Raw genomic sequence first — 20,574 nt, 5'->3', positions numbered from 1 at the left:
CTAGGAGTGGAATGTGCTCCTCTTGGAGGTGGCTTGGTAGCCCTGCGGGTCGCACAATGTCTATACGAGATGCGCATAAAGAGCGAAAAAATGCCCAATTCACCCCCCGCCGCCGACCGCATCGAGCTGATGCAGACCTTCGTCCACATCGTCGAAGCCGGCAGCCTCTCGGCCGCCGCGCTGCGCATGGGCGCGACGCAGCCCACCGTGAGCCGCCGGCTGCAGGCGCTGGAGCGCTCGCTGGGCGTGCGGTTGCTGCGCCGCTCTACGCATGCCATGAAGCTCACCGAGGACGGCGAGCGCTGCTACGAGCGCGCCAAGGAGCTGATCGCCAACTGGCGCGCCTTCGAGGCCGACCTGCGCGGCGTGGGCGACGAGCCCGAGGGCACGCTGCGCGTGGTGGCGCCGCACGCGCTGGGGCAGTTGCTGCTGGTCGGGCCGCTGGCCGATTACCTGCGCGCCTATCCGCGGGTGTCCGTCGAATGGCTGTTGCACGACCGCCGCCCCGACTTCATCGCCGAGGGCGTCGATTGCGCGATCCAGGTCGGCGAGGTGACCGACACCATGGCCGTGGCCATCAAACTCTCGGAAGTGCCGCGCGTGGTGGTCGCCGCACCGTCGGTGCTGGAAGGACGCAAGCCGCCCACGCACGCCTCGGAGCTGGCCGAGCTGCCATGGCTCGCGCTGCGCACCTTCTATCGCAACGAGGTGCAGCTCACCCACCGGCCGAGCGGCGAGCTCGCGCGGGTGCCGATCCGCCCGCGCATGAGCACCGACAGCCTCTATGCGCTGCACAGCGCGGCGGGCATGGGGCTGGGTGCCTGCATCGGCTCGGCCTGGCTCATGAACGACGACATCGCCGCCGGCCGGCTGGTGCAACTGGTGCCGCAATGGCATGCGGCGCCGCTGCCCGTGTACCTGACCTATTCGCCCGCGCGCTTCCAGCCGGCGCGGCTGCGCCGCTTCATCGAGATGGTGCGCCTGGCCATGGCCGACCCGACCGGCCGCGCCTGGGAGGTCAGGGCGTCGTCGTCCTGATGCCGCAGCCGCCCAGCACGAAGGCCACCAGTTCGCGCGCGATGGGCTCGCGGTCGATGGGCGCATCGGGCGGCAGGCCGAGCATCACGCGCGTCTGGATCGCGTAGTCGGCGTAGCTCTGGGTCATGGCCCAGATGTGCATGAGGAGGATGCGCGCATCGAGCGGGCGCATCTGCCCGCGCGCGATCCAGCCGTTGATGATGTCCACCTTCTTCTGCGTCCAGGCCCGGGCGTTGGGCCAGTAGCGGTCCAGGTTGCGCCCGCCGTCGAGGATCTCGCGGGTGAAGATGCGCGACATCTCGGGGCTGTCGATGGCGTGGTCGAGTTTCTTGCGGATGTAGTCGCCCAGCACCGTGGCCGGGTCGCTCGCGTCCTCGAACGAGAACACCACCTTCCACGCGTGCAGCACCTGCATCAGCAGTTCTTCGTAGAGTTCTTCCTTGCCGGCGATGTAGTAGTGCAGTTGGGGCTTGGTGAGGCCGGCGCGGGCCGCGATGGCCTGGGTCGACGTGCCCTTGAGGCCGTGCAGGCTGAACTCGGCCACCGCCGCGGTGCGGATGGCGGCCATGATGCGCTCGCGCCCCGGCCGCGCGCGCGACAGCGGGCCCTCGGGGGCGGGCATTTCCTGGGCGGTGGAGGGGGGCAGGGCGGCGGTGTCGGAGGTCATGCTGGATCAGCTGGGAGAGGGCGGCGGGGGCGCCCGGCCGATGGTAATCCTTGGCGCATGGCCGCACGCCTCGCCAGAAGGCATGGCCGCATGCAGTGCCGGCATGGCCGTGCAGCGCATGCGGGCACGGTTCATGTATCTTCCTCGCCGCTTCCAGAAATTCACCTCAGACCAAGGAGTCTTCCATGTACCTTTCCCCCCGTTTCAGGGCCTTCGCCGCGGGCGCCGCCCTGCTTGCCGCCAGCGCCATTGCGCAGGCCCAGCAGGCGCTGCCGAACGTGGTCATCCTCGCCACCGGCGGCACCATCGCCGGTGCCGGCGCCTCGGCCGTCAACAGCGCCACTTACGCAGCCGCCAAGGTCGGCGTCGAGAAGCTGATCGCCGGCCTGCCCGAGCTCTCCAAGGTCGCCAACGTGCGCGGCGAGCAGGTGTTCCAGGTCGCATCGGAAAGCCTCACCAACGACAACCTGCTGACCCTGGCCAAGCGCGTCTCGGCGCTGTCCAAGCAGTCGGACGTGGACGGCATCGTCATCACCCACGGCACCGACACGCTGGAAGAAACCGCCTACTTCCTCACGCTGACCGTGCACACCAACAAGCCGATCGTCGTGGTCGGCTCGATGCGTCCGGGCACGGCCCTCTCGGCCGACGGCGCGCTCAACCTGTACGACGCGGTCAACGTGGCGGGCAGCAAGGACGCGGTAGGCAAGGGCGTGCTGGTGACGATGGGCGACAACATCGACAGCGGCCGCGACGTGAGCAAGAACGTCAACATCAAGACCAGCGCGTTCTCCAGCCAATGGGGCCCGCTGGGCATGATCGTCGAGGGCAAGAACTACTGGTTCCGCGCGCCGGTCAAGCGCCACACCATGAATTCCGAATTCGACATCGACAGCATCAACGCACTGCCGCCAGTCGAAATCGCGATGGGTTACGAAGGCGTGTCGTCGGTGGCCATCGACGCCATCGCCAAGAGCGGCGCCAAGGCCCTGATTCACGGCGGCACGGGCAACGGCTCGGTGGCCGACCGCATCGTTCCGAACCTGCAGAAGGCGCGCACCGATGGCGTGATCGTGATCCGCAGCTCGCGCGTGCCCGACGGCTTCGTGATCCGCAACGCCGAGCAGCCCGACGACAAGTACGACTGGGTGGTGGCGCACGACCTGCGCCCGCAGAAGGCGCGCATCCTGGCGATGGTGGCCTTGACCAAGACCAGCAACACCAAAGAACTGCAGCGCATCTTCTGGGAGTATTGATCTCCCCCAGGCTTGCTCGCTTCGCGTAGCCTCCCACCCCCTTCCGGGGGCAACACCTGCGGCCCGGCAAAGCCGGTTCCGCGGTGTTTCTGGCAAAGACGCCCGAGGCGAGACTCAGGCCAGCGCGCGCCGCCCTTTGCGGTGCCGCGCGTACTCCAGGCTGCTCACGCACACGAGCAGCCAGGCGAAGCCGGTCAGGAGGCCGGCCACCACATCGCTCGCAAAGTGCACCTGCAAAAAGATGCGGCTGCACGCGATGGTCAGGATGGCGCCCACGGCCGCCATGGCCGCCGGCACATGCCAGCGCGCCGGCAGCGTGCGCAGCGCCAAGTACAGCAGCATTCCGTAACTCACGATCGCACCCGCGCTGTGTCCGCTCGGGAAGCTGTAGCTCGTCTCGAATGCCAGCCCATGGTCATGCACCGGCCGGGCCCGCTCGAAGATGTGCTTGAGCGCGGGGTTCAGCACCACGATGCCGCCGAGCGCCATCACCCAGCCGAGCGCGAGGCCCCGGTGCGCATGGCGCCACAGCACCGCGGCGACGACCAGGCACACGGGCGCGAGAAAGGCGAAATCGCCCAGGTGGGTGAGCCAGCTGAATGCGACGAGGGCCGTCCACGGCACGTGGGCGCCGATGGCATCGGCCAGCGCCTGGTCGGCCTGGCCCATCGAATGGCCGTCCGAGAGGTTCGAGGCGATCCAGGCGAACACGCTCGCCGCAGCCAGGATCAGCAGGAAACCCGCCGCGAGCCCGAGCGCGATGCGCGGTTCGCTGGGCTCTTCGGCATCGAGCGCCTTGAAGTGGCGGCGCTGCAGCATCCAGCAGACGACGCCGGCGCCGAGCACCGACGCAATCCAGATCGAGAGAAACCAGCCGAGCGCATGGGCGCCGAGTTGCTGGGCAAGAAGAACAAGAAGGGGAGTGAGGGGGGAAGCTTCCAATGGCATGCGGCAGGACCCTAAGGGCGCGCCGTGCCGCTGGCAAGCGAAAGCGGGAATACTTTGGCGCACTCGAAGGCTTTGCCAGCGGCCGCGTAGTCCCAGCGCTCGATGCGGCACGCGCGCGCGTCGCCGGCCATGGCCAGGCGCACCACGTTCACCGAATTCGGAAAGCCCGCCCGCACCCGGGACGACACCGCCGTGCCCGCCTGCACCGCGAACGCGGTGCGCTTGCAGCCCGAGAACGCGTCGTGCAGCGAACGCACGTAGGGCAGGTGGATGTGCCCGCCCAGAATCAGGTCGACGCCCGCCTCGGACCAGCGCGCCACGGCCCGCTCGCGCCCATGCAGCCGGTTCGACAGGTCTTCCTGCCGCGTGACCATCACCGGCTGGTGCGTCACCACCACGCGCAGCTGCGAGGGCGATGCGGCCGCGAGGCGCGCCGCCACCCGCTCGACCTGCGCGGGCGACACCACGCCGTCCGCATGCCGGTACCAGCGCGTCGTGTTCACGGTGACCACAAGCCAATCTTCCGATTCGAACACCGGCTCCAGGTCGTCGCCGAAGGCCTCCATGTACCGGCCGTAGGGCGAGAAGCAGCGTGCGGCGAGTTGAAACAGCGGGATGTCGTGGTTGCCCGGAATGACGAGCTTCGCGGGTGCCGCCAGACGCTCGAGGAAGGCGCGTGCCGCCGCGAACTGCACGCGCGTGGCGCGCTGGGTGATGTCGCCCGACATCACCACCACCTGCGGCGCCAGCGCCTCCGCGAACCGCTCGAGCGCTCGCAGCACCTCCGGCTGCTCGGTGCCGAAATGCGGGTCGGAGATCTGCAGCAGGCAGGTGCTCATTGCTTGGCCGCCTCCAGCTCGGGCGCAACATCGGGCCGCACCAGCCACAGCGGCTCGGGCGACACGCGAAAGAGGAGCGGCATGTCGGTCCACGCGATCTCGCCGTCCGTCGCCACTTTCACGCGGCGCGGCGCACGCAGGCGGCCGGCCTTCACCGTCATCGATTCGAAGGGGAAGCTCAGCACCTGGTCGGCGTTGCCCAGCTTGCCGAGCGCGCCACGCACCAGCAGCCCCGGCATTGCGAGCACCCCGACCGGCTTGAGCGCGATGGCCGCGAGCTGCCCCTGCTCGGGCGCAGCGGCATGCTCGATGCCGACCTGCAGCAGCTGCAACGGGTTGTTGCCCACGAAGAGGGTCGGCGTGCGGATGTCCTTTTCCTGCCCGCGCCAGGCCATGCGCAGATTCCAGTGCCGGTGGCGGCCACGCATCACCGTCAGGAGGCCCGCGAAGAACGCGATCCAGCGGCTGCGGCCATAGCGCGCCTTGTAGGTTTCGCGCTCTTCCAGCAATTCGGCGTACAGGCCCATGCTGGCGTTCACGAGAAACACCCGGTCGTTGACCAGCCCCACCTGCGCGGCCCGCGGCTGCTCGGTCAGCAGCACCTGCAGCGCCTCGGCCGTGTCGCGCGGAATGCCATGGGTGCGGCTGAAGTAATTGAAGGTGCCCTGCGGCAGCACGCCGAAGGCGCAGCCGCTCCCGAGCGTGGCCTGCGCCACCGCGTTGATGGTGCCGTCGCCGCCCGCGGCCACCACCACCCCGCCCACGGCGCGGGCGCGTTCGACAGCTTCACGCGCCAGCGCCTGCACCCGGCCCGGGCCATCGACCAGGAAGATGCGGTGCCTGCGGCCGGCCGCGGCAAAGCCTTCCTCGATGACCTGGCGGGCCTCGACGGCGCTTTCGCTGCCGGAGCCGGCATTGAGAACGATGAAGAACGGGGCGTTCGGACCGATGTGGGGCGGTTGCATGTCTGTGGGAATGGAGAAAGACGGGCCCGGAAGGGCCGTGTGGGGGGCTGCCGCGTGCGGCCGGCCGGTGGTTGTCGCATGCCTGGCCGGGCGGCGGGAGCGGCCGGCATCCCGCCCGGCTGTGGGAGAGTTGCCCTACGCCCGTAAAATCGTCCGCTTTCGCGGCGCATCGCCGCGCTACCGTCCAATGTCCGGTCCACGCCGGCCAGCTTCATGTTGACCTTCCAGCAAATCATTCTCAAATTGCAGTCGTACTGGGCCGACCAGGGTTGCGCGCTGCTGCAGCCGTACGACATGGAGGTCGGCGCGGGCACCTCGCACACCGCCACCTTCCTTCGGGCCCTCGGCCCCGAACCCTGGAAGGCCGCCTACGTGCAGCCCAGCCGCCGCCCCAAGGACGGCCGCTACGGCGAGAACCCCAACCGCCTGCAGCACTACTACCAGTACCAGGTCGTGCTGAAGCCGGCGCCCAGCAACATCCTGGAGCTCTACCTCGGCAGCCTGGAGGCCCTGGGCTTCGACCTGAAGAAGAACGACATCCGCTTCGTCGAAGACGACTGGGAGAACCCCACGCTCGGCGCCTGGGGCCTGGGCTGGGAAGTCTGGCTCAACGGCATGGAGGTGACCCAGTTCACCTACTTCCAGCAGGTCGGCGGCATCGACTGCAAGCCGATCACCGGCGAAATCACCTACGGCCTGGAACGCCTGGCCATGTACCTGCAGGGCGTGGACAACGTCTACAACCTCACATGGACCGATGGCCTGAGCTACGGCGACGTCTACAAGCAGAACGAGGTCGAGCAGTCGACCTACAACTTCGAGCACAGCGATGCCGAATTCCTTTTCACCGCCTTCGCGGCGCATGAAAAGCAGGCCAAGCACCTCATGACCGAGCAGCTCGCGCTGCCGGCCTACGAGCAGGTGCTGAAGGCTGCGCACAGCTTCAACCTGCTCGATGCGCGGGGCGCGATCAGCGTGACCGAGCGCGCGGCCTACATCGGCCGCATCCGCAACCTCGCGCGCAGCGTGGCGCAGAGCTACTACGACAGCCGCGAGCGCCTCGGCTTCCCGATGGCGCCGCGCGAATGGGTCGCGCAGATGCCCCCGAAGAAAGCCGCCTGAGCGATGACGACGACTCCCATGAACAACAAGAACTCCCTGCTGGTCGAACTGTTTGTCGAAGAACTGCCGCCCAAGGCTCTGAAGAAGCTCGGCGATGCCTTCGCGGGCGTGCTGCGCGACCAGCTCGTGGCGCAAGGCCTGGCCGAAGCCGGCTCGGTGCTCACGCCGTATGCCTCGCCGCGTCGCCTGGCTGCGCACCTCACGCATGTGGCCGAACAGGCCGCCGACAAGGCCGTGTCGCAAAAGCTCATGCCCGTGGCCGTGGGGCTGGATGCCTCGGGCCAGCCGACGCCCGCGCTGCTCAAGCGCCTGGGCGCGCTCGGCGCCGACGCCTCGGCCGTGCCGGGCTTGAAGCGCGCAATGGACGGCAAGGCCGAAGCGCTCTTCTACGAAAGCACCGCCAAGGGCGCGACGCTGGCCGAGGGCCTGCAGAAGGCGCTGGCCGAAGCCATCGCCAAGCTGCCGATTCCCAAGGTGATGAGCTACCAGCTCGAAAGCGGCTGCGAGCTACCGGGCTGGAGCAGCGTGAGCTTCGTGCGCCCGGCGCACGGCCTCGTGGCGCTGCACGGCGACACCGTGGTGCCCATCGAGGCGCTGGGCCTGAAGGCCGGCCGTGAAACCCATGGTCACCGCTTCGAGGCCGCGGTCGATCCGGTGGTGCTGCGCGATGCCAACAGCTACGCGCTGCAGCTGCAGGACGATGGCGCCGTCATCGCGAGCTTCGAGGCACGCCGCGCCGAGATCGCGCGCCAGCTCGCGGCGGCGGCGGTCAAGGTCGGTGGCGGCTCGGTGCCGATCCACGACGACGCGCTGCTCGACGAAGTGACCGCGCTGGTCGAGCGCCCGAACGTGCTGGTCTGCAGCTTCGAGCGCGAATTCCTCGAAGTGCCGCAGGAATGCCTCATCCTCACGATGAAGGCCAACCAGAAGTACTTTCCGCTGCTCGACGCATCCAGCAAGCTCACCAACAAGTTCCTGGTCGTCAGCAACATCAGCCCCGACGACGCGAGCGCGGTCATCGAAGGCAATGAGCGCGTCGTGCGCCCGCGCCTGGCCGACGCCAAGTTCTTCTTCGACCAGGACCGCAAGAAGTCGCTGGCCTCGCGCGTCGAATCGCTGGGCAAGGTGGTCTATCACAACAAGCTCGGCACGCAGGGCGAACGCGTGCAACGTGTGATGCACATCGCGCGCGGCATTGCCGAGAAGCTGGGCGACGCAAAGGTCGCCGCACAGGCCACGCAAGCCGCGCAACTGGCCAAGGCCGACCTCGTGACCGACATGGTCGGCGAGTTCCCCGAGCTGCAGGGCACGATGGGCCGCTACTACGCGCTGCACGACGGCCTCGATGCCGCGGTGGCCGACGCCATCGAAGACCACTACAAGCCGCGCTTCGCCGGCGACGAGTTGCCGCGCAACGGCGTGGGCCTCGTGGTCGCGCTGGCCGACAAGCTCGAGACGCTGGTCGGCATGTTCGGCATCGGCAACCTGCCCACCGGCGACCGCGACCCGTTCGCGCTGCGCCGTCATGCGCTGGGCGTGATCCGCATGCTGATCGAGAAAGACCTTGCGCTGGGGCTCGACGCCCTGCTGCAGGACGCCGCCGCGCAGTTCAAGGACATCGCCGGCTTCGACAGCGGCAAGGCCACGGTCGAGCTGCGCGATTTCATCCTCGACCGCCTCGCCGGCAGCCTGCGCGAGCAGGGCGCGAGCGCGCAGGAAGTCGACGCCGTGCTGGCCCCGCTGCCGCAGCGCCTGGGCGAAGTGCCCAAGCTGCTGGCCGCCGTGCGCGCTTTTGCCGCACTGCCCGCTGCCGCCGCGCTGGCCGCTGCCAACAAGCGCATCGGCAACATCCTGAAGAAGGCGCCCGAAGCCGACGCGCACGTCAGCGAGCTGCTGCTGCAGGAGCCCGCCGAGAAGGCGCTGCACGCCGCGATGGCCGAGGTCGTGCCCGCCGCCAATGCGCAATTCGAAGCGGGCGACTACACCGCCTCGCTGCAGACGCTGGCCGCGCTGCGCGAGCCGGTCGATGCGTTCTTCGACGGCGTGATGGTCAACGCCGAGCAGGCCGATCTGCGGCTCAACCGGCTGGGCCTTCTGATGTCGCTGCACGCCGCGATGAACCGCGTGGCGCAGCTCGAACGGCTGGCCGTCTGATTCCCTCGACGACTCCTCCACCGGCGGCATTGCCATGAAACTCGTCATCCTCGACCGCAACGGCACGATCAACGTGCACCGCGAAGACTTCGTCAAGAGCGATATCGAGTGGACGCCGCTGCCCGGTGCGCTGGAGGCGGTGGCGCGCCTGAACCATGCGGGCTGGCACGTGGTGGTCGCATCGAACCAGTCGGGCCTCGGCCGGGGCCTCTTCGACATGGCTTCGCTCAATGCCATGCACGCCAAGATGCACAAGATGCTCGCGGCGGTGGGCGGCAAGATCGATGCGGTGTTCTATTGCCCGCACAGCCCCGACGAGGGCTGCGACTGCCGCAAGCCCAAGCCGGGCCTCTTCCTGCAGATCGGCGACCGCTACGGCATCGACCTCAAGGGCGTGCCGACCGCGGGCGACAGCCTGCGCGACCTGCAGGCGGGCGCGGCCGCCGGCTGCGAGCCGCACCTCCTGCTCACGGGCATGGGCGCGGCCTGCATCGGCGTCGATCCGCTGCCTTCCGAATATCCGGCGAACACGATGGTTCACGAGAACCTCGCCGCCTTTGTCGATTTCCTGCTCGCGCGCGAAGCGCGGGCTGCACTGCAGGTGGCTGTCTGATGGCGTTTCTCCGTTCCGTTGTCCACGCACTCTGGATGCTTGTCACCGTGGTGCCGTGGGGCATCATCATGTGCGTCAGTTCGATCTGGAAGCGCGGCATTCCGCTCTACTGGATGGCCGAGCGATGGCTCAGCTGGGCCATCGGCGGCGCGCGCGTGCTGCTGGGCATCAAGACGCGCGTGACCGGCATGGAAAACCTGCCGACCGACAAGCTCGCCGGCGCGATCCTCCTGGTCAAGCACCAGTCCACGCTCGAGACCTTCCTCATGCCCACGCTGATGCCGCATCCGCTGGCCTACGTGTTCAAGAAGGAACTGATCTACGTGCCCTTCTTCGGCTGGGCGATGGCGCGGCTGGACATGATCCACATCGACCGCAGCCAGCGCGCGCAGGCCTTCAACAAGGTGGTGAACCAGGGGCGCAAGCTCCTCGCGCAGGGCATCTGGATCATCATGTTCCCCGAAGGCACGCGCATTCCGCGCGGACAGAAGGGCACCTACAAGAGCGGCGGCACGCGCCTGGCCTGCGAGACCGGCGTGCCGGTGATTCCGATTGCGGTCACCTCGGCCAAGGTCTGGCCGCGCAAGGCGTTCATCAAGCGGCCGGGCGTGGTCGATGTGTCGATCGGGCCGGCGATCTCCAGCGTGGGCCGCAAGCCCGACGAGCTGATGCGCGAAGTCGAGACGTGGATCGAATCGGAAATGCGCCGGCTCGATCCCGAGGCGTACCGCTAGAAGCTGGAAGGCACAGAGGACGCCAGATGCAGGGGCTGCTGCAGTTCACGATGGACCTGTTCGAGGGGCTGGGCAGCGAATTCGCACAGCCCGAGCCACCCGCGCCGCGGCCGAAGAAGGTTCGCAAGGCCGCGCCGCCCGTTGCGACACCGTTGCCTTTCGAGCCGCAGGTAGTGCCCGAAGAAGTCCGGAACACGGGGCCTGCGCTGCCGGCGATCCCGCTGCGCGACACGCTGGCGCTCGCGAGCTTCATCCATCCGCAGGCCACGCGCGAACTCGTGCTGGGCTCGGCGCGCGTGGCCTACGAATTCAAGCGCGGCAAGCGCAAGACCATCGGGTTCCTGGTCGGCGCCGAAGGGCTGTCGGTGCGTGCGCCGCGCTGGGTCGCGCTGCGCGATGTCGATGCCGCGGTGCGCGAAAAGGCCGACTGGATCCTGCGCAAGCTCCAGGAAACACAGCAGCGCCACGCGCGCGTCGAAGCCACGCGCATCGAGTGGAAGGACGGCGCCGAATTCCCGTTCATGGGCGAGCCGGTGGTGATCCGGCTCGATCCGAAGCACGGTTTTGCAAGCGTCGGCGGCACGCTCGATGACGCTGAAGCTGCAGGCGGCCCGCGCATCCTGCGGCTGGCCGTCGCGCAGAACGCCGAACCCTCGCAGATCCGCGATGCCGCGCAGGCGTGGCTCATGCGGCAGGCGCGCAAGCTCTTCATCGAGCGGCTCGATCATTTCGCGCCGCTGCTGGGCGTGCGCTGGCAGAAGCTGTCGCTGTCGAACGCGGCCACGCGCTGGGGCAGTGCGAGCGCGGACGGATCGATTCGCCTGAACTGGCGGCTCATTCACTTTCGCCTGCCCGTGATCGACTACGTGGTGGCGCACGAGCTGGCCCACCTGCGCGTGATGGACCACTCGCACCGCTTCTGGGAAACCGTGGAGAGCGTGGTGCCCGACTACGACGTGCTGCGCCAGCAGCTCAAGGACGAAGCCGTTCCGCGCTGGAACTGACACGGGCTCGCAATCGAAGCGATAACCGCGTTGCTTCGCCTTGCCGTGCGTCAGCACTGTCTGCGGCTTCGCGCCTTGTTCTCGCTTCGATTGCGAACCCGTATGGGCTTCGCGCTATTCCTTGACCGACCCGGTCATCCCCGACACGTAGTACTCGACGAAGAACGAGTAGATGAACGCCACCGGCAGCGAGCCCAGCAGCGCGCCGGCCATGAGCGGTCCCCACTGGTACACGTCGCCCTGCACCAGCTCGGTCACCACGCCGACCGGCAGCGTCTTCACCTCCGACGACGAGATGAAGGTGAGCGCGTAGATGAACTCGTTCCACGACAGCGTGAACGCGAAGATGCCCGCCGAGATGAGCCCCGGCACCGCGAGCGGCAGCACGATCTTCACGAGGATCTGCCAGCGGCTCGCGCCGTCGATGAGCGCGCATTCTTCCAGCTCGGCCGGGATCGAGCGGAAGTAGCCCATCAGCAGCCAGGTGCAGAAGGGAATGAGGAAGGTCGGGTAGGTGAGGATCAGCGCCCAGCGCGTGTCGAAGAGGCCGAGGTTGAACACCACGTTCGCGAGCGGAATGAACAGGATCGACGGCGGCACCATGTACGCGAGAAAGATCGAGAGGCCCACATGCTTCGATCCCTTGAAGCGCAGCCGCTCGATGGCGTAGGCCGCGAACACCGAGGCCGCGAGCGACACGAAGGTCGACACCACCGACACCAGCACCGTGTTCCAGAGCCACTGCGGGTACGAGGTCTCGAACAGCAGCTTGTAGAAATGCGAGAGCGTCGGGTTGATCACCCAGAACGGATTGCCTTCGCGCGAGAGCAGCTCGGCATCGGGCTTCACCGAGGTGATGGCCATCCAGTAGAACGGGAACAGCAGCACGATGAGGAAGACCACGAGCGGCAGGTACACGGTCACCGCCTTGCGCGGGATCGTGTCGAGGTAGCTCATGCCGACGGTGTCGACCTGGCCGGCGTTGCTCATTTGAAAACCTCCGTGCTTCGCACTGCGGTGCGAGCTTGCTTGGGGCGGCCCGGCGCGACGCTCATTGGAATTTCCTCATTTGTCCGAACCACCCTGCTGCCACGCACGCCGCTGCAGGCCGAAGAAACTGAACATCACGCACGCCAGCAGGAACGGCACCATCGCGATCGCGATGGCCGCGCCTTCGCCGAGCGCACCGCCCGAAATGGCGCGCTGGAACGACAGCGTGGCCATCAGGTGCGTGGCGTTCAGCGGGCCGCCGCGCGTGATGACGTAGATCAGCTGGAAGTCGGTGAAGGTGAACAGCACCGAGAAGGTCATGACCACCGCGATGATCGGCGTGAGCAGCGGCATCGTGACGTGGCGGAACTGCTGCCACGGCGTCGCGCCGTCGATGGCGGAGGCTTCGTAGTAGGAGGGCGAGATCGTCTGCAGCCCTGCCAGCAGCGTGATCGCCACGAAAGGCACGCCGCGCCACACGTTCGCGATGATCACCGCGATGCGTGCGTTCCACTCGGAGCCGAGGAAGTCGATGTACTGGTCGATGAGCCCCATCTTCATCAGCGCCCAGCTGATGATGGAGAACTGCGAGTCGTAGATCCACCAGAACGCGATGGCCGAGAGCGCCGTCGGCACGATGTACGGCAGCAGGATCACCGCGCGGAAGAAGGTCTTGAAGCGGATGTTCCGGTTCAGGAGGATCGCGAGCCACAGCCCCAGGAAGAACTTGAACACGCTCGCCACCGTTGTGTAGAAGAGCGTGTTGAAGAGGGCGAGCCGCGTCACGGCGTCGCCCCACAGGTACTCGTAGTTCTCCAGCCCGATCCACTGGCCCGAGCGGCCCACCTTGGCATCGGTGAAGCCGAGGTAGGTGCCCAGGCCGAGCGGGTAGGTCAGGAACAGGAGCAGCAGCACCGCCGCCGGAAACATGAACGCCAGGCCAAGTGCGTTGCGGCTGTTCTGGAACCGGGCAAGGAGCGTCATGGGCGGGCTGCTTCAGGTGGAGTTGAAAAGAAGATCAGACCTTGTAGTAGCGCTCGGCACGCTTCTGCGCGCGCTCGGCCGCTTCCTTCGGCGTCTTCGACCCGCTCGCGGCCTCGGCCACCATGTTCGGAATGATGAAGTCCGCTGCGGCGCCCGCCGACGCGTAGCCCAGCTTGCCGTCATAGCCGGCCGGGCGCAGGTTCTTCACCGAGTCGCGGTAGGGCAGGTTCTTCGGATCGGAGCTCCAGATCGCGCTGTTCTCGTAGAAGCGCAGGGGCTGCGCCACGTAGCCGCCGCCGCCCTGCAGCCACGGATCGAACTGTTCCTTCTCCATCATGAAGCGCAGGAACTCCTTGGCCGCCTGCGGGAATTTCGTGTACTTCATGACCATCTGGTTGAAGAACAGGTGCGACTCCGTCGGCACGCCGACCGGGCCGATGGGGAACACCGCGTGGTTGATGTCCGCGGCCATTTCCTTGACCTTGGGATCGGCCGAATTCTTGGCCGCGTAGTAGATCGAGATGCCGTTGTTGGTGACGCTGATCTGCCCGTCGAGGAAGGCCTTGTTGTTGTTCGGGTCCAGCCACGAGAGCGTGCCCGGAATGAAGTTGGCGTAGAGCTCCTTGCCGTACTCCAGCGCCTTCAGCGTCTCGGGGCTGTCGATCACCACCTTGTTGCTCTTGTCGACCAGCTTGCCGCCGTGCGACCAGATGAGCCAGTTGCACCAGGTGCTGTCGCCGGTCGCGTTGCCCAGCGCCATGCCGCCGGGCGTGCCCTTTTCCTTCAGCGCCTTGTAGAGCTTCAGGAAGTCGTCGGTGGTCTTGGGGAAGGTCGCGAAGCCCGCGGCCTTGACCATGCTCTCGCGGTACACGATGAGCGAACCCGAGGCGCCCAGCGGCAGGCCCAGCCACTTCTTGCCGTCGGGGCGCATGAAGGCTTCGCCGGCCGGGTACCAGCCGCCGTATTTCTTGCCGAGGTATTCGGCGAGGTCCGTCACGTCGAGCAGCTTGTCGGGATAGAGGTTGGCGTCGTCGTTGGTCGACAGGATGATGTCGGGGCCTGCGCCGGTGTTGGCGGCCACCGCGGCCTTCGGGCGCACGTCTTCCCAGCCTTCGTTGTCCACGCGCACTTCGACGCCCGTGGCCTCGGTGAACTTCTTGACGTTGGCCATGTAGGCATCGATGTCGCCCTGCACGAAGCGGCTCCATCGCAGCACGCGCAGCTTGGCGCCCTTCTCGGGCTTGAACGTCAGGTTCTGGGCTTGCGCGAACGGTGCGAACAGGGCGCTGCCCGTGCCGACAGTCGCGGCAGCGGCAACGCCGGCCGAACCCTCGAGAAACTTGCGGCGATTGAAATCACTCATGGCTGTCTCCTTCGTTGTAAACGGACCGGTGTGAACCCAAGAAATCAGGCGACCAGGCGCAAGCCGGTAGCGGCATCGAACAGGTGCGCGCGCGCCAGGTCGGGCAAGAGATGGATCGTGCTGCCCGGCGCGAAGTCGTAGCGCTCGCGGAACACGGCCGAGAGCTCGGCGCCTTCGTGGCGACACGCGACGAAGGTGTCCATGCCGGTCGGCTCCATCACCACCACGCGCGACGGAATGCCGCCGCTGTCGCCGAGCGTCAGGTGCTCGGGGCGCGTGCCGTACACCACGGGCTGGCCGTCGGTGCCGCCTGCATGAATGGGGGCATCGAGCCGCGTGCCGTCAGGCAGTTCGACATGCGCCGCACCGCCCGCGCGCCGCAGCGTACCGGGCAAGAAGTTCATGGCCGGGGAGCCGATGAAGCCCGCGACGAACTGGTTGGCCGGGTGGTCGTACAGCTCCAGCGGGCTGCCGGTCTGCTCGATGCGGCCGTCGCGCATCACCACGATCTTGTCGCCCATGGTCATGGCTTCGATCTGGTCGTGGGTGACGTAGATGGAGGTGGTCTTCAGGCGCTGGTGCAGTTCCTTGATCTCGCTGCGCATCGCCACGCGCAGCTTGGCATCGAGGTTGGACAGCGGTTCGTCGAAAAGAAAAACCTGCGGATCGCGCACGATCGCGCGCCCCATCGCCACGCGCTGCCGCTGGCCGCCCGAGAGCTGGCGCGGATAGCGCTCCAGCAGCGGCGCAAGCGCAAGGATCTCGGCCGCGCGCTGCACCTTGGTGTCGATGGTGGCCTTGTCCATCTTCGCGAGCGAGAGGGCGAAAGCCATGTTGTCGCGCACCGTCATGTGCGGATAGAGCGCGTAGTTCTGGAACACCATCGCGATGTCGCGTTCCTTGGGTGGCAGGTCGTTCACGCGGCGTTCGCCGATGCGGATCTCGCCGCCGTGAATCTCCTCCAGCCCCGCGATCATGCGCAGCAAGGTCGACTTGCCGCAGCCCGAGGGGCCCACCAGCACCGTGAACGAACCGTCGGCAATGTCGATGTCCACCCCGTGAAGGATGGCGACCTCGCCGAATCGCTTCTTGACCGCCTGAATCGTGACACTGGCCATGCAAGGAGTCCTGACAAATCGCGGGAAGGAAAGCCAAGCAACACGGAGACCTCCGCATCGCAGCCCGCGCAGTATCGGTACTCGTTTTTGAAACCGGTATCAGGGCAAACCGGTACGAGAAAATCCCGGTTGACTTGTATGATGACCCGATAACCGTGCTCCACTTCCCCGCTGCCGTGCAGGCCTCCGCCCTCTCAGAATCCTTTCCTCTGGTCACGGACCGCCTGTCTGACCGGCTCGCTTCGCGGCTGGCTGCGCAGATCGAAACAGGCGCGCTGCGACCCGGCGATCGGCTCCCCACCGAACAGCAACTCGCGGCCTCGCACGGCGTCTCGCGCACCGTGGTGCGCGAGGCGGTGCACCAGCTCAAGTCGCAAGCGCTGGTCACTTCGCGGCAGGGCCTCGGCTGCTTCGTGGCGCAGGCGCCGCTGAACCGTCCGCTCGCTTTCGACCCCGCGGTGCTCGAGTCGGTGCAGGCGGTGGTCCATGTGGTCGAGGTGCGTCGCGTGCTCGAAGGCGAGATCGCCGCGCTCGCGGCCAAGCGCGCAACGCGCAGCCAGATCGCGGCGCTGCGGCGCGCACTGAAGGCCATCGACACGGCTGCGGCGGCAGGACAGGACGGCGTGGCCGAAGACCTCGCCTTCCATCGTGTGATCGGCGAGGCCACCGGCAATCCGCAGTTCCGTTTGTTGCTCGGTTTTCTCGAGCAGTACCTGCGCGAAGGCATGCGCATCACGCGCGGCAACGAGGCGCGCCGGCTCGACTTCATGGAGGCGGTGCAGAACGAGCACCGCGCCATCGTCGAGGCCATCGCGGCGCGCGACCCCGTGGCTGCGCGGCATCACGCGACGCAACACCTGATCCGCGGCGAGCAGCGGCTCGTCGAAGGCGGGGTCATCACGGGGCAGCGCCGTCGTGCCGCGGCGCGCGCGATGCGCAATGCCGCGCCCGCAACCACCGCCAAACGCACAACCGGCACCACCAAGAGGACGAAAAGGGACACCCCATGAAACTGTTGATCACCGGAGGCGGCGGCTTCGTCGGCTCCCGACTTGCACGTGCGCTGCTCGCGCGCGGCACGCTGGCCGGCCAGCGCATCGAGCGGCTGGTGCTGACCGACATCGCGCCGCCGCCGGCCGACCTGCTGGCCGATGCCCGCGTCGAGGCCCGCACCGGCCCGCTGCTTGCGCAGACCGAGGCGCTGAAGACGGAAGCCTTCGACGGCGTGTTCCATCTTGCCTCGGCCGTGTCGGGCGAATGCGAGGCCGACTTCGAACTCGGCCTGCGCTCCAACCTCGACAGCACGCGCGCACTGCTCGATGCGCTGCGCGCCAACGTCGGTGCGGGCGGCAAGGTGACGCGGCTGGTGTTCTCCAGCTCGGTCGCGGTGTTCGGGCCCGACCCCTCGGTGCCGCTGCCCACGCTGGTGGCCGACGACACGCTGCCGCTGCCGCAGACCTCCTACGGCACGCAGAAGCTGGTGTGCGAGCACCTCATTTCCGACTACACGCGCAAGGGCTACATCGACGGCCGCGCCGCGCGACTCATGACCGTCACCGTGCGGCCGGGCCGCCCGAACGGTGCCGCGTCGTCGTTCTTCAGCGGCATCATCCGCGAGCCGCTCGCGGGCGTGGAATCGATCTGCCCGGTGTCGCCCGACGTGTCGCACCCGATGACTTCGCCGGCCCACACGGTCGATGGCCTCATCGCCGTCTATGAAGCCAGCCGCGAGGCCTTCGGCGGGCGCGCCGCGCTCAACCTGCCGGCGCTCAACGTGCGCGTGAGCGACATGCTCGATGCACTCGAGGAAGTGGCCGGCCCCAAGGTGCGCGCGCTGGTGCGCTTTGAGCGCGACGAGCGCATCGCCGGCATCGTGGCCAACTGGCCCGCGGGCGCCACGGCCGAGCGCGCGGCGCGGCTCGGTCTCCATCCGCACGAGAATTTCGCAGACATCATTCGCCAATACATCGCCGATTGCGCCGCGCTTCCGAATGCGGCAGAAACCCTGAAGGGAATGTCCTGATGAGCAAGAAGAAAAGCCCCACGTCCAAGTCCAAGAGTGCGTCGAGGAAATCCGGGGGCGCGCTCAAGCTGCGCTCGCAGGAGTGGTTCGACAACCCGGCCAACACCGACATGACGGCGCTCTACATCGAGCGCACCATGAACTTCGGCCTCGGCCTCGACGAACTGCAATCGGGCCGTCCGATCATCGGCATCGCGCAGACGGGCTCCGACATCGCGCCCTGCAACCGCCATCACCTGGTGCTGGCCGAGCGCGTGCGCGAGGGCATCCGCGACGCGGGCGGCATCGCGTTCGAGTTTCCGATCCATCCGATCCAGGAGACCTGCAAGCGCCCGACCGCTTCGCTCGACCGCAACCTGCAGTACCTCTCGCTGGTCGAAATTCTTTATGGCTACCCGCTCGACGGCGTGGTGCTGACCACCGGCTGCGACAAGACCACGCCGGCGCAGCTGATGGCCGCGGCCACGGTCGACATCCCGGCCATTGCGCTGAACTCCGGGCCGATGCTCAACGGCTGGTACAAGGGCGAGCGCACGGGCTCGGGCACCATCGTCTGGAAGGCGCGCGAGCTGCTGGCCGCGGGCGAGATCGACGAGACCGGTTTCCTGAAGCTCGTGGCGTCTTCGGCGCCATCGACCGGCCACTGCAACACCATGGGCACGGCCTCCACGATGAACTCGCTGGCCGAGGCGCTCGGCATGACGCTGCCCGGCAGCGCCGCGATTCCCGCGCCGTACCGCGACCGCCAGGAAATGGCCTACATGACCGGCAAGCGCATCGTCGAGATGGTGCGCGAGAACCTCAAGCCCTCGGACATCCTGACGCGCGCCGCCTTCGAGAACGCGATCGTCGTGAACTCGGCCATCGGCGGTTCGACCAACGCACCGATCCACCTGAACGCCATCGCGCGCCACATCGGCGTTCCGCTGACCACCGGCGACTGGGAAAAGCACGGCTACAAGATTCCGCTGCTGGTCAACCTGCAGCCTGCGGGCGAGTATTTGGGCGAGGACTACTACCGCGCGGGCGGCGTGCCGGCCGTGGTGGCCGAGCTGATCGCCAAGGGCAAGATCCAGCCTGCGCTCACCGTCAACGGCAAGACGATCATCGAGAACTGCGAAGGCCGCTTCACCGAAGACCGGAAGGTGATCTTCCCGTATGCCAAGCCGATGATGAAGAACGCCGGCTTCCTCGATTTCAGCGGCAACCTCTTCGACTCCGCGATCATGAAGACCAGCGTGATCACGCCCGAGTTCCACAGCCGTTACCTGGAGGACCCGGCCGACCCGATGGCCTTCGAAGGTACGGCCGTGGTGTTCGACGGACCCGAGGACTATCACCGCCGCATCGACGATCCGAAGATGAAGATCGACGCGCACAGCATCCTGTTCATGCGCGGCGTCGGGCCGGTCGGCTACCCCGGCGCGGCCGAGGTGGTGAACATGCGGGCGCCGGCCTACCTGCTGAAGAAGGGCATCACTGCGCTGCCCTGCATTGGCGATGGACGGCAGTCGGGTACGTCGGGGTCGCCATCGATCCTGAATGCCTCGCCCGAGGCCGCGACGGGCGGTGCATTGGCGTTGCTGAAGACCGGCGACCGCGTGCGCATCGATTTGAAGAAGCGCACCGCGAACATGCTGGTCTCCGACGAAGAGCTGGCCAAGCGCCGCCAGAAGCTCGAGGCCGCCGGCGGCTATGCGTACCCGCCGAGCCAGACGCCGTGGCAGGAGATCCAGCGCGCGGTGGTCGATGAGCTTTCCGAGGGCATGGTGCTCAAGCCGGCGATCAAGTACCAGAAGATTCACGCCACCTTCGGCGTGCCGCGCGACAACCACTGACCCCGTAAGAGCCACAGCCGTTCGGGCTGAACTTGTCGAAGCCTTGCGCGGCGCTTCGACAGGCTCAGCGTGAACGGCTTTTTATTTCTGCAAGCTTCAGGCGCTCAGCGCGCGTGCGTCACGCCGCCGTCGACGATGAGCGTGGAGCCCATCACGTAGTCGCCCGCGCGCGAGGCGAGGTAGATCGCGGCGCCGGCCATGTCTTCCGGCGTGCCGATGCGGCCTGCGGGAATGCGGCCCTTGACCTCGTCGCCGTGGTCGCGCGCGTCCTTGTTCATGTCGGAGGCGAACGCGCCCGGTGCGATGGCGCTCACCACGATGCGCTCTTGCGCGAGGCGCAGTGCCATGCGGCGCGTGAGCTGGATCAGGCCGGCCTTGCTGGCCGCATACGAATACGTTTCCTGCGGGTTCACAGAGATGCCGTCGATCGATGCGATGTTGATCACCTTCGACAGGTGATCGGTCGCGGCCTTCTTGAGCATCGGCGTGAGCGCCTGGGTCAGGAAGAAGGGCGTCTTCAGGTTCAGGTCGACCACCTTGTCCCAGCCGCTCTCGGGAAACTCCGCATAGGGCGCGCCCCAGGCGGCACCGGCGTTGTTGACCAGGATGTCGAGCGAGCCTTCATGCTTCGCATAGGCATCGACTAGGCCCTGCGCACCTTCGACCGTGGACACGTCCGCCGGCAGCGAGACGCAATGGCCGAAGGCCGAGAGCTCCTTGGCGGTCTGGTCGCAGGCGGCGGCCTTGCGCGCCGAGATGTACACGCGCGCGCCCTGGGCCAGAAAGCCCTCGGCGATCATGCGGCCGATGCCGCGCGAGCCGCCGGTGATCAGGGCGGTGCGGCCCTTCAGCGAGAAGAGTTGGGTGGTGTCCATGATGCGGGTGTCTCCTGAAATGAAAGAATTTCAGGAAACGAGC

19 protein-coding genes are annotated in these 20,574 nt (G+C 67.3%); 10 read left to right on the top strand and 9 right to left on the bottom strand.

Annotated features, from left to right (window positions below):
• The first annotated feature begins 90 nt into the window (after positions 1-90).
• Complete coding sequence (locus J2W23_RS14475) at positions 91-1,038, top strand: LysR family transcriptional regulator (RefSeq protein ID WP_176661563.1); 948 nt, start codon at positions 91-93, stop codon at positions 1,036-1,038.
• Here J2W23_RS14475 and J2W23_RS14470 read toward each other — a convergent pair.
• Entirely contained in the window at positions 1,019-1,705 is a 687-nt protein-coding gene (locus J2W23_RS14470) for a TetR family transcriptional regulator C-terminal domain-containing protein (RefSeq protein WP_176661564.1), read from the bottom strand. The two genes, J2W23_RS14475 and J2W23_RS14470, sit on opposite strands and share 20 nt — an antisense overlap.
• Before the next feature lie 185 nt (positions 1,706-1,890).
• Here J2W23_RS14470 and J2W23_RS14465 point away from each other — a divergent pair, with 185 nt between their 5' ends.
• The gene (locus J2W23_RS14465) at positions 1,891-2,961 is read left to right on the top strand and encodes an asparaginase (protein WP_176661565.1); all 1,071 of its coding nucleotides are present in this window, start codon (positions 1,891-1,893) and stop codon (positions 2,959-2,961) included.
• Positions 2,962-3,075: 114 nt separating this feature from the next.
• On the opposite strand, the gene J2W23_RS14460 is transcribed toward J2W23_RS14465, so the two are convergent.
• The 3 genes from J2W23_RS14460 to J2W23_RS14450 are packed head-to-tail and all read right to left on the bottom strand — an operon-like array spanning position 3,076 to position 5,713.
• Positions 3,076-3,909: a phosphatase PAP2 family protein gene (locus J2W23_RS14460; protein WP_307649214.1), complete on the bottom strand. Its 834-nt coding sequence runs from the start codon at positions 3,907-3,909 to the stop codon at positions 3,076-3,078.
• 11 nt (positions 3,910-3,920) lie between these two features.
• Entirely contained in the window at positions 3,921-4,748 is an 828-nt protein-coding gene (locus tag J2W23_RS14455) for a metallophosphoesterase family protein (RefSeq protein WP_307649213.1), read from the bottom strand.
• Positions 4,745-5,713, bottom strand: a complete 969-nt coding sequence (locus J2W23_RS14450; protein WP_176661568.1) for a diacylglycerol/lipid kinase family protein — start codon at positions 5,711-5,713, stop codon at positions 4,745-4,747. The genes J2W23_RS14455 and J2W23_RS14450 overlap by 4 nt, the downstream gene beginning before the upstream one ends.
• Before the next feature lie 213 nt (positions 5,714-5,926).
• Between J2W23_RS14450 and glyQ the strand changes: the two genes are divergently transcribed.
• From glyQ to J2W23_RS14425, 5 genes are read left to right on the top strand one after another with little or no spacing between them, the layout of a single operon-like run.
• Positions 5,927-6,835 (top strand): glycine--tRNA ligase subunit alpha, encoded by a 909-nt coding sequence (gene glyQ / locus J2W23_RS14445; RefSeq protein WP_176661569.1) that lies wholly within the window; start codon positions 5,927-5,929, stop codon positions 6,833-6,835.
• Between the two features lie 18 nt (positions 6,836-6,853).
• Entirely contained in the window at positions 6,854-8,989 is a 2,136-nt protein-coding gene (glyS, locus tag J2W23_RS14440) for a glycine--tRNA ligase subunit beta (RefSeq protein ID WP_307649238.1), read from the top strand.
• Between the two features lie 34 nt (positions 8,990-9,023).
• Complete coding sequence (gmhB, locus tag J2W23_RS14435) at positions 9,024-9,602, top strand: D-glycero-beta-D-manno-heptose 1,7-bisphosphate 7-phosphatase (protein ID WP_307649212.1); 579 nt, start codon at positions 9,024-9,026, stop codon at positions 9,600-9,602.
• Positions 9,602-10,336 carry a lysophospholipid acyltransferase family protein gene (locus J2W23_RS14430; protein WP_176661573.1) on the top strand — a complete coding sequence of 245 codons (735 nt, stop codon included), beginning with the start codon at positions 9,602-9,604 and terminating at the stop codon, positions 10,334-10,336. Before gmhB ends, J2W23_RS14430 begins: the two co-directional genes overlap by 1 nt.
• Positions 10,337-10,362: 26 nt before the next feature.
• Positions 10,363-11,340 carry a M48 family metallopeptidase gene (locus J2W23_RS14425; RefSeq protein WP_307649211.1) on the top strand — a complete coding sequence of 326 codons (978 nt, stop codon included), beginning with the start codon at positions 10,363-10,365 and terminating at the stop codon, positions 11,338-11,340.
• 114 nt (positions 11,341-11,454) lie between these two features.
• On the opposite strand, the gene J2W23_RS14420 is transcribed toward J2W23_RS14425, so the two are convergent.
• The 4 genes from J2W23_RS14420 to J2W23_RS14405 all read right to left on the bottom strand — a co-directional run bounded on the left by J2W23_RS14420 (position 11,455) and on the right by J2W23_RS14405 (position 15,795).
• The gene (locus tag J2W23_RS14420; protein WP_013543745.1) at positions 11,455-12,330 is read right to left on the bottom strand and encodes a carbohydrate ABC transporter permease; all 876 of its coding nucleotides are present in this window, start codon (positions 12,328-12,330) and stop codon (positions 11,455-11,457) included.
• 75 nt (positions 12,331-12,405) lie between these two features.
• On the bottom strand, positions 12,406-13,314 hold the full coding sequence (locus J2W23_RS14415; RefSeq protein WP_307649210.1) for a carbohydrate ABC transporter permease: 909 nt from the start codon (positions 13,312-13,314) through the stop codon (positions 12,406-12,408).
• 34 nt (positions 13,315-13,348) lie between these two features.
• Positions 13,349-14,677 carry an ABC transporter substrate-binding protein gene (locus tag J2W23_RS14410; RefSeq protein ID WP_176661575.1) on the bottom strand — a complete coding sequence of 443 codons (1,329 nt, stop codon included), beginning with the start codon at positions 14,675-14,677 and terminating at the stop codon, positions 13,349-13,351.
• 44 nt (positions 14,678-14,721) lie between these two features.
• A complete protein-coding gene (locus J2W23_RS14405; RefSeq protein ID WP_176661576.1) occupies positions 14,722-15,795 on the bottom strand; it encodes an ABC transporter ATP-binding protein in 1,074 nt (357 codons plus the stop codon).
• Positions 15,796-15,950: 155 nt separating this feature from the next.
• On the opposite strand from J2W23_RS14405, the gene J2W23_RS14400 reads away from it, so the two are divergent.
• Genes J2W23_RS14400 through J2W23_RS14390 form a run of 3 tightly spaced genes read left to right on the top strand, consistent with a single transcriptional unit; the run spans position 15,951 to position 19,656 of the window.
• A complete protein-coding gene (locus J2W23_RS14400) occupies positions 15,951-16,805 on the top strand; it encodes a FadR/GntR family transcriptional regulator (protein ID WP_307649209.1) in 855 nt (284 codons plus the stop codon).
• Positions 16,802-17,818, top strand: a complete 1,017-nt coding sequence (denD, locus tag J2W23_RS14395) for a D-erythronate dehydrogenase (RefSeq protein ID WP_307649208.1) — start codon at positions 16,802-16,804, stop codon at positions 17,816-17,818. The genes J2W23_RS14400 and denD overlap by 4 nt, the downstream gene beginning before the upstream one ends.
• The gene (locus J2W23_RS14390; protein WP_307649207.1) at positions 17,818-19,656 is read left to right on the top strand and encodes an IlvD/Edd family dehydratase; all 1,839 of its coding nucleotides are present in this window, start codon (positions 17,818-17,820) and stop codon (positions 19,654-19,656) included. The genes denD and J2W23_RS14390 overlap by 1 nt, the downstream gene beginning before the upstream one ends.
• 104 nt (positions 19,657-19,760) lie before the next feature.
• Here the strand turns inward: J2W23_RS14390 and J2W23_RS14385 are convergent, their stop codons facing one another.
• Positions 19,761-20,531 (bottom strand): SDR family oxidoreductase, encoded by a 771-nt coding sequence (locus tag J2W23_RS14385; RefSeq protein ID WP_176661578.1) that lies wholly within the window; start codon positions 20,529-20,531, stop codon positions 19,761-19,763.
• Positions 20,532-20,574 lie beyond the last annotated feature (43 nt).

The organism is Variovorax boronicumulans, assembly GCF_030812215.1.
GTDB lineage: Bacteria > Pseudomonadota > Gammaproteobacteria > Burkholderiales > Burkholderiaceae_C > Variovorax > Variovorax boronicumulans_C.
Note: the sequence above shows the minus strand (reverse complement) of the source record. Positions and strands in the feature narration are given on the sequence as shown.

Excerpts from the sequence above, each read along its gene's own strand:
- J2W23_RS14385 (WP_176661578.1), bottom strand. The coding sequence starts at position 20,531 with ATGGACACCACCCAACTCTTCTCGCTGAAGGGCCGCACCGCCCTGATC.
- glyQ (WP_176661569.1), top strand. The coding sequence starts at position 5,927 with ATGTTGACCTTCCAGCAAATCATTCTCAAATTGCAGTCGTACTGGGCC.
- glyS (WP_307649238.1), top strand. The coding sequence starts at position 6,854 with ATGAACAACAAGAACTCCCTGCTGGTCGAACTGTTTGTCGAAGAACTG.
- J2W23_RS14475 (WP_176661563.1), top strand. The coding sequence starts at position 91 with ATGCCCAATTCACCCCCCGCCGCCGACCGCATCGAGCTGATGCAGACC.
- J2W23_RS14460 (WP_307649214.1), bottom strand. The coding sequence starts at position 3,909 with ATGCCATTGGAAGCTTCCCCCCTCACTCCCCTTCTTGTTCTTCTTGCC.
- J2W23_RS14470 (WP_176661564.1), bottom strand. The coding sequence starts at position 1,705 with ATGACCTCCGACACCGCCGCCCTGCCCCCCTCCACCGCCCAGGAAATG.
- J2W23_RS14465 (WP_176661565.1), top strand. The coding sequence starts at position 1,891 with ATGTACCTTTCCCCCCGTTTCAGGGCCTTCGCCGCGGGCGCCGCCCTG.
- J2W23_RS14415 (WP_307649210.1), bottom strand. The coding sequence starts at position 13,314 with ATGACGCTCCTTGCCCGGTTCCAGAACAGCCGCAACGCACTTGGCCTG.
- J2W23_RS14420 (WP_013543745.1), bottom strand. The coding sequence starts at position 12,330 with ATGAGCAACGCCGGCCAGGTCGACACCGTCGGCATGAGCTACCTCGAC.
- J2W23_RS14430 (WP_176661573.1), top strand. The coding sequence starts at position 9,602 with ATGGCGTTTCTCCGTTCCGTTGTCCACGCACTCTGGATGCTTGTCACC.
- J2W23_RS14410 (WP_176661575.1), bottom strand. The coding sequence starts at position 14,677 with ATGAGTGATTTCAATCGCCGCAAGTTTCTCGAGGGTTCGGCCGGCGTT.
- denD (WP_307649208.1), top strand. The coding sequence starts at position 16,802 with ATGAAACTGTTGATCACCGGAGGCGGCGGCTTCGTCGGCTCCCGACTT.
- J2W23_RS14450 (WP_176661568.1), bottom strand. The coding sequence starts at position 5,713 with ATGCAACCGCCCCACATCGGTCCGAACGCCCCGTTCTTCATCGTTCTC.
- J2W23_RS14390 (WP_307649207.1), top strand. The coding sequence starts at position 17,818 with ATGAGCAAGAAGAAAAGCCCCACGTCCAAGTCCAAGAGTGCGTCGAGG.
- J2W23_RS14425 (WP_307649211.1), top strand. The coding sequence starts at position 10,363 with ATGCAGGGGCTGCTGCAGTTCACGATGGACCTGTTCGAGGGGCTGGGC.
- J2W23_RS14455 (WP_307649213.1), bottom strand. The coding sequence starts at position 4,748 with ATGAGCACCTGCCTGCTGCAGATCTCCGACCCGCATTTCGGCACCGAG.
- J2W23_RS14405 (WP_176661576.1), bottom strand. The coding sequence starts at position 15,795 with ATGGCCAGTGTCACGATTCAGGCGGTCAAGAAGCGATTCGGCGAGGTC.
- gmhB (WP_307649212.1), top strand. The coding sequence starts at position 9,024 with ATGAAACTCGTCATCCTCGACCGCAACGGCACGATCAACGTGCACCGC.